The organism is Bradyrhizobium sp. 17 (genome assembly GCF_023073515.1).
GTDB classification, from domain to species: domain Bacteria; phylum Pseudomonadota; class Alphaproteobacteria; order Rhizobiales; family Xanthobacteraceae; genus Bradyrhizobium; species Bradyrhizobium canariense_D.
Map to the genome: position 1 here is coordinate 10770 of NZ_JADPJQ010000093.1, position 14974 is coordinate 25743.

Annotated in this window: 13 protein-coding genes and 3 pseudogenes; 14 read left to right on the forward strand and 2 right to left on the reverse strand. The window is 62.9% G+C overall.

Features of this window, described 5'->3' with window-relative positions; all coding sequences use genetic code 11:
• Positions 1-364, forward strand: a pseudogene (locus tag IVB13_RS40450) (hypothetical protein); the annotation flags it as partial.
• A gap of 227 nt (positions 365-591) precedes the next feature.
• Complete coding sequence (locus IVB13_RS17130; RefSeq protein WP_247489817.1) at positions 592-3558, forward strand: EAL domain-containing protein; 2967 nt, start codon at positions 592-594, stop codon at positions 3556-3558.
• A gap of 82 nt (positions 3559-3640) precedes the next feature.
• Here IVB13_RS17130 and IVB13_RS17135 read toward each other — a convergent pair whose 3' ends face one another.
• The gene (locus IVB13_RS17135; RefSeq protein ID WP_247489835.1) at positions 3641-3808 is read right to left on the reverse strand and encodes a hypothetical protein; all 168 of its coding nucleotides are present in this window, start codon (positions 3806-3808) and stop codon (positions 3641-3643) included.
• Positions 3809-3867: 59 nt separating this feature from the next.
• Between IVB13_RS17135 and IVB13_RS40455 the strand changes: the two genes are divergently transcribed.
• From IVB13_RS40455 to IVB13_RS17150, 3 genes and pseudogenes are all read left to right on the forward strand, one after another.
• A complete protein-coding gene (locus IVB13_RS40455; RefSeq protein ID WP_346732283.1) occupies positions 3868-4023 on the forward strand; it encodes a hypothetical protein in 156 nt (51 codons plus the stop codon).
• 170 nt (positions 4024-4193) lie between these two features.
• A pseudogene (locus tag IVB13_RS17145) lies at positions 4194-5119 on the forward strand (Ku protein).
• Positions 5120-5139: 20 nt separating this feature from the next.
• Complete coding sequence (locus tag IVB13_RS17150; protein WP_247489819.1) at positions 5140-5394, forward strand: hypothetical protein; 255 nt, start codon at positions 5140-5142, stop codon at positions 5392-5394.
• On the opposite strand, the gene IVB13_RS17155 is transcribed toward IVB13_RS17150, so the two are convergent.
• A complete protein-coding gene (locus tag IVB13_RS17155; RefSeq protein WP_247392785.1) occupies positions 5391-5657 on the reverse strand; it encodes a hypothetical protein in 267 nt (88 codons plus the stop codon). The genes IVB13_RS17150 and IVB13_RS17155 overlap by 4 nt on opposite strands.
• A gap of 363 nt (positions 5658-6020) precedes the next feature.
• On the opposite strand from IVB13_RS17155, the gene IVB13_RS17160 reads away from it, so the two are divergent.
• From IVB13_RS17160 to IVB13_RS17200, 9 genes and pseudogenes are all read left to right on the forward strand, one after another.
• Positions 6021-6374, forward strand: coding sequence for a hypothetical protein (locus IVB13_RS17160; RefSeq protein ID WP_247489821.1), 354 nt, complete (start codon positions 6021-6023; stop codon positions 6372-6374).
• 94 nt (positions 6375-6468) lie between these two features.
• Positions 6469-6876 (forward strand): FixH family protein, encoded by a 408-nt coding sequence (locus IVB13_RS17165; protein ID WP_247489822.1) that lies wholly within the window; start codon positions 6469-6471, stop codon positions 6874-6876.
• Positions 6873-8291 carry an efflux RND transporter periplasmic adaptor subunit gene (locus IVB13_RS17170; RefSeq protein ID WP_247489824.1) on the forward strand — a complete coding sequence of 473 codons (1419 nt, stop codon included), beginning with the start codon at positions 6873-6875 and terminating at the stop codon, positions 8289-8291. The genes IVB13_RS17165 and IVB13_RS17170 overlap by 4 nt, the downstream gene beginning before the upstream one ends.
• Positions 8288-11473 carry a CusA/CzcA family heavy metal efflux RND transporter gene (locus IVB13_RS17175; RefSeq protein WP_247489825.1) on the forward strand — a complete coding sequence of 1062 codons (3186 nt, stop codon included), beginning with the start codon at positions 8288-8290 and terminating at the stop codon, positions 11471-11473. The genes IVB13_RS17170 and IVB13_RS17175 overlap by 4 nt, the downstream gene beginning before the upstream one ends.
• Positions 11474-11609: 136 nt before the next feature.
• On the forward strand, positions 11610-12326 hold the full coding sequence (locus IVB13_RS17180) for a cytochrome c family protein (protein WP_247489827.1): 717 nt from the start codon (positions 11610-11612) through the stop codon (positions 12324-12326).
• Positions 12292-12648: pseudogene (locus tag IVB13_RS17185) on the forward strand (methyltransferase domain-containing protein); the annotation flags it as partial. The gene IVB13_RS17180 and the pseudogene IVB13_RS17185, both read left to right, overlap by 35 nt.
• 243 nt (positions 12649-12891) lie before the next feature.
• Complete coding sequence (locus IVB13_RS40460) at positions 12892-13350, forward strand: helix-turn-helix domain-containing protein (RefSeq protein ID WP_346732284.1); 459 nt, start codon at positions 12892-12894, stop codon at positions 13348-13350.
• A 2-nt stretch (positions 13351-13352) separates the two neighbouring features.
• Complete coding sequence (locus tag IVB13_RS17195) at positions 13353-13943, forward strand: PIN domain-containing protein (protein WP_247489829.1); 591 nt, start codon at positions 13353-13355, stop codon at positions 13941-13943.
• A gap of 724 nt (positions 13944-14667) precedes the next feature.
• Entirely contained in the window at positions 14668-14883 is a 216-nt protein-coding gene (locus IVB13_RS17200; protein ID WP_247489831.1) for a dodecin family protein, read from the forward strand.
• Positions 14884-14974: the final 91 nt, after the last annotated feature.

Sequence of the window (14974 nt, forward strand, 5' to 3'; positions counted from 1 at the left end):
TACTTTCAGCTATTACGACAAGGACGGCAAGCGCATCACCGATGCCGCCGTCATCCGACGCATCAAATCAATCGGCATCCCACCGGCCTACGAGTCCGTGTGGATCTGCCCGTCGTCGAACGGCCACATCCAGGCAACCGGGATCGATGCGCCGGGTCGCAAGCAGTATCGCTACCATCCGAAGTGGCGCGAACTCCGAGACCAGAACAAGTACATACATCATCCATCCAGGCGGCGGCGTCACCTTGCCGGCAGGCCCCCTCGCCGGAAAGGCCCTCGAGAACGCGTCGGTATTCGGTCTCAGAACCACCCTGAAATTCTGAGCCGATGGGAACCTGCGCGAGGTTGTGGCCCCAGCCGCTGAAGAGTTCGCAATTGCAGCAAGCCCATTAAGCCCCAAGATACCAAGCGCCTTTACGGGTCCTTCGCCTCTTCCTCCTAAGCTCTTGAAGGGGTAGGGCAACTTCCATGGGCTTATTCGCGCGACTACGTGCCGCATTCGCCGTACGCGATATCGCCGATCCACTCGGGCGTTCGCTGGTCGTCGAGCAATTCCGGATTCTGCGAAAGCAGGTCCCAGTTCTCTACGCTGTGCTGCTGGTCGACAGTATCAGTGTAGCGCTGGTCCTGCCGCTGACTGTATCGGCTTGGCTCAGATTCGGCCTGCCAACCGCGCTCCTGGCGCTCTGCCTGCTCCGCTTGGCTCAGTGGCTCCGCTTGAAAGCGGTCGATGTCACGCCAGAGCAGGCGCACCGTGAGCTCAGGCGGACTCGCGCTGTTGCGGTGGTCCTCAATGCCGGTTTTGTTCTCTGGATTCTGGCGCTGTTCGCGACTGTCGATCCCGACCTGCGCGCGCCGATTGCCTTGCTCGTTTTCATGGGCTGCATCGGCACGGCCTACTGCCTCGGAAGCTTTCCGCCGGCCTCCCTGCTAACGATGTTGATTGCCGGCACCCCGATCGCGACTGTGCTGCTCCTGTCTGGCAACGGCATCATGATCTCGCTCGGGATCAATCTGCTGTTGCTGCTTCTGCTGCTCGGCAGAATGATCAACACGAACTTTCGCTCCTTCGTCCAACTGATTCAGGCCCATAGCAGCCTGACCCAGGAAGGGGAGCGCGCCAGGGCCGCGGAGCAGACCGCGACCGCCGTCGCCGAGCGGTTCGACCGAGCCCTCAACAACATGTCCCAAGGCCTCTGTTTCTTCGACGACGATCAGCGCCTGATCGTCTGCAACCGGACCTATCTAGAGATCTACGATCTCGATCCGGACGTGATCCGGCCCGGCATGAAGCTGAATGACATCGTCGATCTCCGCTATTCAGCCGGCAGTGCGCCGAAGATGTCGAAGCAGGATTATCTGGATTGGCGCAATAGCGCACGGGTGATCGACGAAAGTTCGGACACAACTGTCGAGTTGACGAACGGACGGATGGTGCGCATTCGGCACCGTCCCATGGAGGGCAGAGGCTGGGTTGCCACTCACGAAGACATCACGGAACGTCACCGAACCGAGATCGCTCTTGCCGAAGCCAAGGCGGCAGCCGAGCGGGCCGAAGCCGCCGCCCGCGCGGCTCACACGCATCTTACCGAGGCACTTGACGTCGTGCCTGAAGGCCTCGCCGTGTTTGACAGGGATGATCGACTGGTCCTTTGGAATCGACAATACGCGGATTTCTATGCGGCCAGCCAGGAAGCGCTGGCGACGGGAACACCATTCGTAAGCATCCTGCGGGCTGGGCTGGCGCGGGGGCAATATCCCGAGGCAATTGGGCGGGAGAATGAATGGCTCACCGAACGCTTGGCACGCCATGCTCTGCCAAGATACTCGCACGAGCAGCATCTGCCCGACGATCGCTGGATCCGAGTGGAGGAGCGGCGCACGGCCGATGGAGGCAGCATCGGGGTCCGGATCGATATCACCGACCTAAAGCGTCGGGAGGCCTCGTTCCGTCTCCTGTTTGAAGAGAACCCGCTGCCGATGTGGGTGGTCGATTCATCAACGCGGCAATTGCTCGCGGTGAACGCAGCGATGTGCCGGCACTACGGCTACCGTCGCGAAGATCTTCTCCTCATGTGCGAGCCGCAGCTGCAGTGCGGAGGATCTGAGAGCTCCATTGACTTCGAACTGCATAGGACCGCTTGCGGTGATCTCATACAAGTCGCCATCGAGTCTCGTCCGCTCCACTACGAGGGGCGCTCGGCCCATGTTTGCGTGGCATTCGACGTTACCGAGCGCAATCGTGCCCAGGAGAGGATCAGCTATCTGGCGTCCCACGATGTTCTGACCGAGCTGCCAAACCGGACGGCCTTGGATCACCACCTCTCGGCCGCGGTTGAACGGCACGAGATCACCGGCTCCGGCTTCGCCGTGCTCTGCATCGACCTTGATCATTTCAAGGAGATCAACGATCTGTTCGGGCATGCGGTCGGAGATGCCGTGCTGCGCGAAACCTCCCGCCGTCTTCAAGAAGCGGCGCAAGGCTGTTACGTGGCACGGGTGGGCGGCGACGAGTTCATCGGCATCACGGATCAGGTGCCTTTGCCGGCAAGCGCGGAACTGCTGGCGACTAAGATGCGGGCAGCATTCGAGGATCCGATCGAGGTCGACGGTCATGCTCTCAAGCTCGATCTCTGCGTCGGCGCGGCGCTGTTCCCGAGAGATGCGGACAAGATCGCCTCTCTGCTCGCGAATGCCGACGCGGCGCTCTACCGGGCCAAGCACGAAGGGCGGGGCGCGATCCGCCTGTTCACGAGCGCGATGGACCAGCAGCTCCGGGAGCGCCGCGCGCTCGAGCATGATCTGCGGTTCGCCGTCGAGCGTGGAGAACTCTATCTTGATTATCAGCCGCAGCAGCACCGCGATGGCCGCATCATCGGCTACGAGGCGCTGGTCCGGTGGCGGCATCCGGAGCGCGGAATCGTTCCTCCCGGAGAATTCATCCCGGTCGCGGAGCGGAGTGGCTCGATTGCCCAGATCGACGACTGGGTGCTGATGGAGGCCTGCCGGGAGGCTGCATCGTGGGACGGGCCCTTCAGGATTGCCGTCAACGTCTCGGCCGCCCAATTCCGCAGGGAGAACCTCGACGCGCAGGTCCGCAAGGCGCTGCGCGAAAGCGGCCTGGCTCCGGCCCGCCTGGAGCTGGAAATCACCGAAGGCGTCCTGATTGAGGACGTCTCGCGCGCAAAAAAGACGATGCAATCGCTCAAGAGCCTCGGCATCCTGATCGCACTCGATGATTTCGGGACGGGGTATTCGTCGCTGTCCTATGTCGAGGCCTTCCCTCTTGATCGGATCACGATCGACCGGTCCTTCGTGGCCTCGCTCGGACAGAGCGAGCGATCGTTGGCGATCGTTCGCGCGATCATTGGGCTCGCGCACGGTCTTGGCGTACCGGTTCTTGCGGAAGGGATCGAAACCAAGGTCCAGATGGCGCTTCTCGTCAAAGAGGGTTGCGACGAGATGCAAGGCTACCTGATCGGGCGCCCACAAGGCCTTGCGGCTGAGAAAGCTCGATCGCGGCAGAGCTCCAGTTCGCTCATGCTGTCGGCCTCATAGAATATCGCACAACCGCCGCGAGCTTCTGAGAGTCGGCCATTCTGGTGCCGCTGCATTCCCGCAGCGCGCAATAGCCAACATTTCAAACGAAGCCGACCGGCTGCGCTGCAAATCGATGCAGTGCGTTCCGTGGCGCCTCGGCCTTCATCACCGCCGCGTTCGGATTGAAGCACTCGACCGCCTCGCCGGCGGCGATGCCGTCGTCGGCGGCCACGAAGGGCAGGGCGACGTAGTAGGTGACCTCGGACATTTCAGTCGTACCAGTCCTTCCGATCGCGCGGGACGTCGAACCGGCCGCGCGCATAGCCTGTGGAAACCGAAGCCCGAAGCTCCTCGACCTGCGCGGAAGCCGTTCGCGACGATGAGTGCCTTGACCGCTTCTCGGGCGTCGCCGCCGCAGGCCGTGATGACCTGGTCGGCGACGGCCTCCAGGTCGTCAGCCGCGGGCGCGGGGGTCTCGGCTGAGGCGGGACATATCCGATGTTCCCGCCTTGTTCGAGGTGAGTCAGGCAGACTGTTGCTTCCGCCGGCGCTGCGGAGGTCGTTAACGATTGATCACGGCGGCGCCCCGCTGTCGGAACCAGAGCAATTGAATCGTCTTGAATCCAAGCCGCCCCAAAGGAGTTCTGCGTATCATGGCCCCCCGAGCGAACTGGAAGGGATTTCTGCGTCTCTCTCTGGTCACCTGTCCCGTGGCGCTCTACCCGGCCACCTCGGAGAGCGAGAAGATCTCATTCAACCAGCTCAACCGGCAGACCGGCCACCGCATCAAGTATCTCAAGGTCGACGCCGACACGGGCGAGGAGGTCCCCAACGAGGACATCGTGAAGGGCTACGAGCACGACAAGGGGCAGTACATCGAGGTCTCCAAAGAGGAGCTCGAGGGGATCGCGCTGGAATCCACCCGAACGATCGAGATCGATGAGTTCGTCGACAGGACCGACATCGACCCGCGCTACCTGATCCGCCCTTACTACGTCAAACCTGACGGCAAGGTCGGGCACGACGCCTTCGCCGTGATCCGCGAGACCATCCGTGAGATGGACAAGGTCGCGATCGGGCGCGTGGTGCTGACCAATCGCGAGCACATCATCGCGCTCGAGCCGATGGACAAGGGCCTCGTCGGCACGCTGCTGCGCTATCCCTACGAGGTGCGCAGCGAGCAGGAGTATTTCGACGAGATCCAGGACGTGAAGGTGACCAAGGACATGCTCGATCTCGCGAGGCACATCGTGAACCAGAAGGCGGGGCGGTTCGATCCCGAGAAGTTCGAGGACCACTACGAGACCGCGCTGATTGACCTCATCAACAAGAAGCGCGCCGGCAATCCGATCACGCCGAAGGAGCGACCCGCTACGACCAACGTCGTCGACCTGATGGAGGCGCTGCGGCAAAGCGTGGGCGGCGCGACGGCCGAGACCAAGGCGACGAAGTCGGCCAAGAGCCGCGCAAGGCGGCGGCTGGCCCGAAGGAGATGCTGATGCCGATCAGGGGCAAGAAGCAGGCGAAGGATGGTGCAGCGAAGAAGCTGGCGGCTAGGCCGCAGCGCAAATCCGCCTGAAGTTAGAGTAGGAGAGGCGCATGGATATGAAAGAAGGCTCGGCGATGACGGAAGCCTCTGGGCTTGTGCACGACCAAGATGGCACCGAGCTGGCTGCCGGCGCGATGCCGGGCGCGTCGACAGAAGCGGGAGGCAGGCCTCAGCCGCTCCAGTCTCCTTCGTCGGATGCCGCGATGCGCTGGGCCGACCAGTTGCGCGAGGTGACCGTCAAGGCTCCATTGCAGTCGTTGCTCGTCGCCTTCCTGCTGGGTGTTTGGGTTGCGCGCCGGCTCTAGGAGAGTCCCCGGCACTCTGGGCAAGTATCGCCGATCGAATCCAACACGCTCCGGACCTCGGCTTCGGCCGCAACGGGCGAGACGCCAGGCGGCGCATCGCGACGTGCGATGTCGAACGCACGCTCGCGGGCGGGCGGATCGGCGCGGTCCTGCATCCAGCCGTGCTCCTCGCATTCGCGGATGGCGCCCGCCTCCTGCAGCACGGAGATGGCCCATCCGCGCAGTGTCCGGATCGCCGGCATTCTTTCCTTGAACATCAGCATGGTGATCGCTCCTGTCCGCACGAATCCTTTGCTTCCCTCGATCGTTCCGGCTGCTAACACAGAGCTGGGATTCCGGACTGAATGGCCTGAGGTTTTCCACGTGTTCCGCCGCGCTGTGGACGAGTGATCCCCGGGCGCGGATGCCGGCAGCCCGCGGAGGCGCTGCCGCTGTCCCGGTCCAAGCGGGCCAGGATCGTAATTCAGCGAAATGCGGCGCCAGGGCCGTCTGCAGCGTCGAATCCTCGCCGGTGAGGCTAAAACCAACGGCAGAGGGTGGCCGTAGCGGTCCCTGACGGTTCTGGGCTGGCGAACATGTGAAGGCTGCCGGCTTTCAAAGTTCCTCGGGGCATGGGATGTTGCGTCATGAACCTGCGGCGACTGCTCAGAATTGCGTTCGCGGTCTTCGTGACCGCCGGTTTGACGTTGGCGCCCTTGGCGGCGCCGGCCGCCGCTGCGCAAGCTCGTCCGGACGGGATGAGCGACATGTCGATATCGGTCGACATGCCCTGTTGTCCCGACGAGCAGAAGAGCAAGGACTGCCAGGACTGCCCGCTGGTCGCGATGTGCATCCTGAAGACGGCCCAGGCGGGACCGTCCGAGGCGGCCGCCCTCCCGCTGCGGCACGCGATCCGGACCACACACTTCGTCGCCGACGACCTCGTTGGCGACGGTTTGACCCGTCCACCTCCCGACCAACCCCCTCGAACCCTGGCCTGAACGGCGCTTGACGCCGATTGCGTCCGTGCGCCTCGCGCGTGCGGACGACCTACGCCGCTTCCGCGGCGCATTCAGGACAATCGAGGACCAGGAAATGAAGACGTCTACCTTCGCGCGCGCCGTTAGGGCGGCGCTGATCGCTGCCGCCGTCGGCGGCACAGGCACGGCCGCATTGGCCGACATCAAGGACTACAGGTTCGAGCTCGTCGACCAGTCGGTCCAGGCCGGGCCCGACAAGGTCATCACCGTCAAGCTCGTGAACACCAAAACCGGCAAGCCGGTACCGCATGCCGTGATCTTCGCCAGCCGTTTGGACATGGCTCCGGACGGCATGCAGGAGATGGCGACCAAGGTCACGCCCATGCCGGGGACGGAGCCGGGCACGTATCGCTTCAAGGCGACCTTCGGCATGGCGGGGCGATGGCAGCTTTCGCTCGGAGCCAAGGTCCAAGGCGAGACCGGCACCGTCGAGAACAAGCTCGTCATCACGGCGCAGAAGTGACCCGCCCCATCGCAGTAAGCCTGGCAGCCGCGTTGATCGCGGCGGCGGGCATCGCGTTCGTCTTCGCCGGCCCGCAGTGGCCGACGGCGCGAACCGCCGCCGTGATCGGTCCCGCTGCGGCCGAGGAGAGCGGCGCCCCGATCTACTACCAGGATCCGGACGGCAAGCCGTCGTACTCGCTGGTGCCGAGAAAGACCCCGGATGGCCGGGATTTCCGCGCGGTGCCCGCAGGCGCCGACATCAGCTTCGACGATGACCAGGCGGAAACCCCGCCGCCGGCGACAACGGCGGCCGGCGCCTCCGGAGAGCGCAAGATCAAATACTACCGCAATCCCATGGGCCTGCCGGACACATCGCCGACGCCGAAGAAGGATTCGATGGGGATGGACTACATCCCCGTCTATGAGGGCGACGACAGCGACGACGGATCGATCAAACTCTCGCCCGGCAAGATCCAGCGGACCGGCGTCAAGTCGGAGCTCGCAGCGATGCGTGTGATCCGGACCGTCGTCAGGGCGCCGGGCACGATCGCGCTCGACGAGCGGCGGATCTCCGTCGTCGCCATGCGGGCGGAAAGCTTCATCCTGAAGGTGGCCGACGTCACGACCGGATCTCACGTGATCAAGGGGCAGCCGCTGATGGAGGTCTACAGCCCATCCGTCTCCTCTGCTGCCGCCGAGTACCTCACCACCATCACCTCGAAGACGACCAGCGGCGACGTTCAGTATGGGCGTGGATCGCGCCAGCGCCTGATGAACCTGGACGTGCCCGATGCTGCGATCTCGGCGATCGAGAAGAGCCGGACCGTGCCGACGTCGATCGGATGGACTTCGCCGCGCGACGGCATCGTGCTGGAGCGCAACGCCATCGAGGGAATGCGCGTCGAGCCTGGCGGCGTCCTGTTCCGGATCGCTGACCACTCCTTTGTTTGGGCCCTGATCGATATCGCCGAACGCGACCTCGGCACGATCGCCAAGGGCCAGCCGGTCACGGTGAAGGCGCGGAGCTTTCCGGGACGGGAGTTCGCGGGGAAAGTCGAGGTGATTTATCCCGAGATTAACAAGGAGACCCGGACCGCACGCGTCAGGATCGAACTGCAGAATCCGGACCTGATTCTGCTGCACGACATGTACGTCGATGCCGACATCGACACGGGAAGCGGCGAGGCGGTTCTCACGGTGCCCGAGAGTGCCGTGATGGACGCCGGCGCCCGGCAGGGTGTTTTCGTCGACAAGGGGCAGGGTCGACTGGAGCCGCGCGAGGTCAAGCTCGGCAATCGTGGCGGCGGGTTCGTGGAGGTCCGGCAAGGCCTCGCGGCGGGCGAGGCCGTGGTGGTCTCGGCGAATTTTCTGATCGATGCCGAAAGCAATCTCAAGGCCGCCCTGAAGGGCTTTGCCGAGGGGGCGCAGCAATGATCGCGCGTCTCATCGCCTGGTCCGCCCGCAACCTGCTGCTGGTCCTGTTCGGGACCGCCTTCGCCGCCGCGGCGGGGCTGTACGCGCTTCTGCATCTGCCGCTCGACGCCATCCCGGATCTCTCGGACACCCAGGTCATCGTCTACACGGAGTACCCGGGACAAGCCCCGCAGGTGATCGAGGACCAGGTCACCTATCCGTTGACGACGGCGATGCTGACTGTGCCGAAATCGAAGGTCGTGCGCGGCTTCTCTTTCTTCGGCGTCTCCTTCGTCTACGTCATCTTCGAGGACGGCACCGACATCTACTGGGCGCGCTCGCGCGTGCTGGAATTCCTCAACGGCGCCAGCGCGCGCCTGCCTGCCGGCGTGAGCCCCACGATCGGCCCCGACGCGACCGGCGTCGGCTGGGTCTACCAGTACGCGATCATATCGAAGGAACTGAACCTCGCCGATACCCGCACCATCCAGGACTGGAATCTGAAGTTCGCACTGGCGAAGGCCGAGGGTGTCGCCGAGGTTGCGAGCGTCGGCGGCTTCGTCAAGCAGTACAACGTGATCCTCGATCCGCAACGCATGCGCGACCGCGGCATCACCATGCAGAAGATGCGCGATGCCATCCGCGCCAGCAACGCCGACGTCGGGGGGCGGACCGTCGAACTGTCCGAGTTCGAGTACGTCATCCGCGGCAAGGGCTACATCAAGTCGATCAACGACCTCGGCGACATCGTGCTGAAGACGAACAACGGGACGCCGGTGCTGCTGCGCGACGTCGCGCGTGTCGAACTGGGCCCCGACGAGCGGCGCGGCATCACGGAGCTGAACGGCGAGGGCGAGGTCGCCAGCGGCATCGTGCTACAGCGCTTCGGCCTCAATGCACTGGAGGTGATTGAGAACGTCAAGAAGCGCTTCCGGGAGATCGCCTCAAGTCTTCCGAAGTCGGTCGAGATCGTGCCGGTCTACGATCGCTCCAACCTGATCTACGCGGCCATCGACACGCTCAAGCACACGCTGTTCGAGGAAAGCGTCGTGGTCGCGCTGGTCTGCATCGTGTTCCTGCTGCACGTGCGTAGCGCCCTTGTCGCGATCCTGATGCTGCCCATCGGGGTCTTGATGGCGTTCGGCGCCATGAAGCTGCTCGGGCTCGGCTCCAACATCATGAGCCTCGGCGGGATCGCGATCTCGATCGGCGCCATGGTCGATGCGGCCATCGTCATGATCGAGAACGCCCACAAGCACCTCGAACGCGCCGAGCCGGGAAAGCCCAGGATCGACGTCCTGATCGCCGCCGCCTCGGAGGTGGGGCCTGCACTTTTCTTCAGCCTGCTGATCATCACGGTGTCCTTCATGCCGATCTTCACGCTGGAATCGCAGGAGGGGCGGCTGTTCAGCCCGCTGGCGTTCACGAAGACGTTCTCGATGGCGGCCGCCGCGCTCCTGTCGGTGACGTTGGTGCCGGCTCTGATGGTGATCTTCGTGCGCGGGCGGATCGTTCCGGAGCACAGGAATCCGATCAACCGCGTCCTGATCTGGATCTACCGCCCGGTGATCAAGGGCGTCATGCGCGCCAAGACGCTGGTGGTTGTGCTCGCGCTCGCCATTCTGGCCGTGAGCATCTGGCCGGCGCGGCAACTCGGTACCGAGTTCATGCCGAACCTGAACGAAGGCACGCTGCTCTACATGCCGACAACGCTGCCGGGCATCTCGGTCACGAAGGCCGGCGAACTGATGCAGATCCAAAACCGGATCATCCGCTCGTTTCCGGAAGTGGCCTTGGTCTACGGCAAGGCGGGGCGCGCCGCGACGGCGACCGATCCGGCGCCGTCCGAGATGTTTGAGACGGTGGTCAACCTCAAGCCCAAGGAGGAGTGGCGGCCCGGCATGACCATCGACGGACTGATCGCCGAAATGGACAAGGCACTGCAGTTTCCCGGGGTCTCCAACGCCTGGACCATGCCGATCAAGGCCCGCATCGACATGCTGTCCACGGGCATACGAACGCCGATCGGCGTCAAGGTGATCGGGACCGACCTGGTCGAGATCGACAAGCTCGCCAAGCAGATCGAGCAGGTCCTCAAGGCCGTGCCGGGCACCTCATCGGCCTATGCCGAGCGTGGCATTGGCGGCTACTATCTGGAAGTCACCCCCGACCGTGCCGCGCTGGCGCGCTACGGCATCATGGTCCAGGACGTTCAGGACACGATTGCGACTGCGCTCGGCGGCCAGACCGTGACCACGACCGTGGAAGGGCGGCAGCGCTTCACCGTCAACATGCGCTATCCGCGCGATCTGCGCGACAATCCGCAGGCCATCGCCAACGATGTGCTGGTGCCGATGCCCGCGGGCGGCGCGGTACCGCTCGGCGAGGTTGCCAAGGTCGCGCCGGCGCGCGGGCCGACCTCGATCCGGACCGAGAATGGCCAGCTCGCGACCTACATCTACGTCGACATCCGCGATCGCGACCTCGGGGGCTACGTCGCGGACGCCAAAGCCTCTGTGCAGGCCAGCATCAAGTTTCCGCCGGGCTACTACGTGATGTGGAGTGGTCAATACGAATACCTGGAGCGCGCAACCGCGCGGCTGAAGATCGTCGTGCCCGTGACGCTGCTGATCATCTTCCTGCTGCTGTACCTGAACTTCCGTTCGATCAGTGAGACGATGATCGTGATACTCTCGCTGCCGTTCGCGCTGGTCGGGGGGCTTTGGCTGATGTGGTGGTTGAGCTTCAACCTTTCGGTGGCAGTCGCCGTTGGCTTCATCGCGCTCGCCGGCGTCGCCGCAGAGACCGGCGTCGTCATGCTGATCTATCTCAATCAGGCGCTGGCGGAGACCGCGGCCAGGCGTGCCGCCGAGGGGCGGGCCCTGACCCGCGGCGACCTCTATGACGCCATCATGGAGGGCGCGGTGGAGCGCGTACGGCCCAAGATGATGACAGTCGTCGCGATCATGGCGGGCCTGCTACCGATCATGTGGAGCACCGGGACGGGCTCGGAGATCATGCAGCGTATTGCGGTGCCGATGATCGGCGGGATGATCTCGTCGACCCTGCTCACGCTGATCGTCATCCCGGCGATATTCGGGCTGGTGAAAGGATTCGGATTGCCGCGCGAACATCGCAAGCCTCCGCCGCAGGTCCGAAAGCCGACCAAATGCCTGCAACTAGTTCCGGAGCCAGCCGAATGAGGTGAACCATGATGCAAGACATGATGTCGGGGATGATGGGGGGAATGGGAGTTCTGTGGCTGCTTGTGATCGTCGTCCTGGTCCTCGCAGCGGCTGCGCTCATCAAATATCTGAATTCGTGATGGATGAGGCCGAAATGAAGAGACTTGTAGCAGTCGCGCTTGCCACCATCTTGCTGTCACCCGCGTTCGCGGAGAGCGATCCGACGCGAGGGCAGCAGGATTTCAGGGCGTGTGCCCCGTGCCACTCGCTCCAGCCCGACCGCAACATGACCGGCCCGAGTCTGGCTGGCATTTGGGGGCACAAGGCCGCCTCGCTGCCGAGCTTCGAGCGCTACTCCGACGCGCTGAAGTCGTCCGGCGTCGTTTGGGATGATCGCTCCCTAGATGGCTGGCTCGTCGATCCGGAAGCGATGGTGCCCGGCAACGACATGCCGTTCGCCGGGATCAAGGATTCCCGTGCCCGCGCGGACCTGCTGGCGTTCCTCAGGCAAGCGACCAAGCCGGGCGCGCAACAGCAGATGGCGCAGCAGGGCGGCATGAAGGGCATGGGCGGCGGTGGCATGATGGGAGGGATGATGGGCGGCGGCCACGATCCCGACCTCAAGAGCGTGGAGCCGGCCAAGCAGGTCAAGGCGATCACCTACTGTCACGACACCTACCGCGTCACCACTGCGGATGGAAAGACGCGCGCTTTCTGGGAACGCAATCTGCGCTTGAAGACGGATTCCGGTAAGGACGGTCCGCACCGTGGCGCGCCGGCCTTGGTGCCGGCCGGCATGATGGGCGATCGGGCGGACGTGATTTTTGCCGCACCCGATGAGATCAGCAAGACGATCGAAGGACGATGCTAGGAGATCCGGGAGGGGCTTCTACAACGATGCCATCCTTCCGAAGCTTTGCGACTTTGCGATGCGCAAAAAGAATCTGGTGCCCTACCGGGAGCGGGCGATCCGTGCGGCACGGGGACGCGTACTCGAAATCGGTCTCGGATCGGGGCGCAACCTCCCGTTCTACGGGCCGTCCGTGAAGCAGGTTGTCGGACTCAAACCCGCTCCGAAGCTGCTCGAGATGGCCAGCCGCGCCAGACATGAGGACATCCCGATCGAGTTCGTGCAAGCTTCGGCAGAGGCCATTCCGCTCGATGATCGCAGCATCGATACGGTGGTGACGGTGCAACATAGATTTCGGAATATATTCCTAGCTCGCAAGCCTTATGCTTGTGAAGATCCCTCTGGCAGTTCCGAGCTTGGCTGGGCTGCCCTAAAAGTCCCTCTTAAATTGACCTGCTGGACAACTGCTGGACAAAGGAGAGGGGAACCCGGTTGCCCGGGAACTTTCCGACGTTTCGTTCATTTCACCTGTTGCGTTTATTTCGAATATCGCCTACATATAGAGCCATACAGGGGAGAAGACACGATGACGATGCCAGCCTACGCCGAAGAGCTGGGAGGTACTCGCCTGCCTTCCGCGAGCGAGAAGGCGGCAGCCAACCAGCTCCGTCAGATACTCGCGTCGCATGCGACGGGAGATGCCAAACTGCGCGTGCTCGACGATGCGCAAAAAGCTGCTGAGATCACTTTGTCACCGGCCCTGTCGAGTCTCTTGATGGAATTGCTGCGGCATATCGGTCGCGGCGATGCGGTGACGCTTGTGCCTGTGCATGAGATGTTGACTACGCAGCAAGCTGCCGACATCCTGAACGTCTCGCGTCCGTTTCTGGTCTCGCTGCTTGAGAAGAACGAAATTCAGCACGTGACAGTGGGGCGTCATCGCAGGATTAAGGCAGAGGACCTATTCGCCTATAAGCGCACGCGTGATGAGAAGCGGGGCAAAGCGCTTGCGAATCTCGCTGAGCGGGACGCGGAGCACTTGTAAGCTTGTTTGCAAACCGCTTCACCGCATTCGTCGATGCGTGCTCGCTTGCAAGCGCGCTCAAAAGGAACCTGCTTCTCTCCTTGGCAGAGGCGGAATTTTTTCGTCTCCGCTGGTCGAGCCGCGTCCTGGACGAGACCGAAATTGCTATCGGAGAAATCTTGAGCGGCAAAGGCTTTAACGATGCCAAGGCGCGCGCAGAGCGGGCGCGCGCCAGCATGGAAGCTGCCTTCGAAGACGCCATGGTTGCGGATTTTGATAACTTCTTGCCGGTTGCGGCGGGTCTGCCCGATCCCAACGATCACCACGTTGTTGCTGCGGCGGCCAAGACGCAAGCCGCAATGATCGTAACGGAAAACCTTAAGGACTTTCCGGCGGCAGTTCTTTCCGACCTGAACATGGAGGCAAAATCGGCAGACGCTTTCATTGCCGATGCTATCGCACTCGACGAAGCTCGCGCCGTTGCAGCCATTCGGCGTATGCGCGAACGCTTCAAGAAGCCGGAAATGACGCCGGCCGAGCTCTTGCTCGTGATGGAGGCTGCGGGACTGATTGAGACGGTTGACGTGCTAAGGCCACACGTCGAATCCCTCTAGCTCAGTAACTAAGACGGCCCTTTTGGCAACACGATCTTGACGCAAACTCGAATTCGGATATTCCATAATGAAGGTTATGCGAATTAAAAAAATGGATGTAAATCAATGGTTTACGCTTCTTCCGGTAAGTTGCGCCGCCTTCGAAGGTCGAGATTGGCCGGTCCCGACCGACCTCTTACGACGCACTCGCCTGTCTTCGCCGTGCAGTGTCCGGTTGGCGGCGCTTTCGGTCGCGCTTGCGTCGAACTGGCGCTACCGAAGGTATCGGTGACAGAGTCGTGGCCCGCGTCGGCTCTTCGACCGTGCAGATGGTAAGGAGTGCACGTAGACCGGCAAGGGCAAGGAGTCGCGACGCCTGCGCGCGTTTCTCGACTTCATGGAGCGCAAGCTTAAGATCGAAGACAGCGCCGGCCAATCTTTTTCGGCGACGCAACGTGCGGATGAACTGACAAAGGACTTGACGGTACGGCATCGAAGGAGATCGCACCACCCGCCTGATTTGCATCGGCGGCTTGCGGATGATGATCCCCGGTCCCAATCGACTTCGTCGGAGCGACGTGGCCACCGACGATGTTGACGATCCGGGTGCACGCGCCGGGCGTGTGTAGGTTGGCCAGCCCGTTGCCAAGGCCGGGCTCACATTCCCGGCTCCGGACGACATCCCCGTATCGGGGTCGAGATCCTGATGCTAGATTTCCTTCGTCATCCCGGACAGGAGGACGACATGCCTGATAGCGTCTACAAGGTCATTGAACTGATCGGTACCAGCAGCGATTCATGGGAGAAGGCCGCCGCGAATGCGGTCGAGCAAGCTGCAAAATCTCTCCGAGATCTTCGCATTGCAGAGGTCGTCAAGCTGGATATGCAGCTCGATGACAAGGGAAAGGTCGAGGCCTATCGCGCCAAGCTCAACGTATCGTTCAAGTTCGAGGGCTCCTGAGCCTCAGCACCTCGCACCATGTGCAGGGCGAGGAGGACTCATTGGAAAAGGCGCGTTGCCCGGTTCGCCTAGCCGGACACTGTGGCCCGGT

Coding starts and splice junctions, on each gene's coding strand:
- IVB13_RS17200 (WP_247489831.1), top strand. CDS start 14,668: ATGCCTGATAGCGTCTACAAGGTCATTGAACTGATCGGTACCAGCAGC.
- IVB13_RS17155 (WP_247392785.1), bottom strand. CDS start 5,657: ATGCTGATGTTCAAGGAAAGAATGCCGGCGATCCGGACACTGCGCGGA.
- IVB13_RS40460 (WP_346732284.1), top strand. CDS start 12,892: ATGACGATGCCAGCCTACGCCGAAGAGCTGGGAGGTACTCGCCTGCCT.
- IVB13_RS17165 (WP_247489822.1), top strand. CDS start 6,469: ATGAAGACGTCTACCTTCGCGCGCGCCGTTAGGGCGGCGCTGATCGCT.
- IVB13_RS17175 (WP_247489825.1), top strand. CDS start 8,288: ATGATCGCGCGTCTCATCGCCTGGTCCGCCCGCAACCTGCTGCTGGTC.
- IVB13_RS17150 (WP_247489819.1), top strand. CDS start 5,140: ATGGATATGAAAGAAGGCTCGGCGATGACGGAAGCCTCTGGGCTTGTG.
- IVB13_RS17160 (WP_247489821.1), top strand. CDS start 6,021: ATGAACCTGCGGCGACTGCTCAGAATTGCGTTCGCGGTCTTCGTGACC.
- IVB13_RS17180 (WP_247489827.1), top strand. CDS start 11,610: ATGAAGAGACTTGTAGCAGTCGCGCTTGCCACCATCTTGCTGTCACCC.
- IVB13_RS17135 (WP_247489835.1), bottom strand. CDS start 3,808: ATGTCCGAGGTCACCTACTACGTCGCCCTGCCCTTCGTGGCCGCCGAC.